The organism is Amycolatopsis sp. SID8362 (assembly GCF_010550475.1).
GTDB lineage: Bacteria > Actinomycetota > Actinomycetes > Mycobacteriales > Pseudonocardiaceae > Amycolatopsis > Amycolatopsis eburnea.
The window spans coordinates 1-232 of the sequence record NZ_JAAGNB010000174.1 but is presented as its reverse complement, the minus strand read 5'-3'; the positions used below and the strand labels follow the sequence as shown (position 1 = coordinate 232).

At 74.6% G+C, this 232-nt stretch carries 1 pseudogene; it reads right to left on the bottom strand.

Going from position 1 to position 232, the window contains the following annotated elements:
- A pseudogene (locus tag G3I65_RS05990) lies at positions 1-232 on the bottom strand (amidase); the annotation flags it as partial.

The window sequence follows — 232 nt, the reverse complement described above, 5'->3', positions numbered from 1 at the left end:
GGCGGCCGTGCCCGGCGTTGCTGCGGGTGCGCGGGTCGAGCCCGGCGCGGTCGGGCACCCGCATCGTCCAGTCGCGGACGCCGGTCAGCGAGCGGGGGAGGAACGTGAGACCGATCAGCCCGTAGTCCGGTTCGACCTCGACGATCTCGTGCCCCAGCCCGGCCAGCGACTCGGCGAGCCGCCGCACGTTCGCCTCGACGACCGGGTCGAGCCGGGTCTTGGTGGCGGTGAA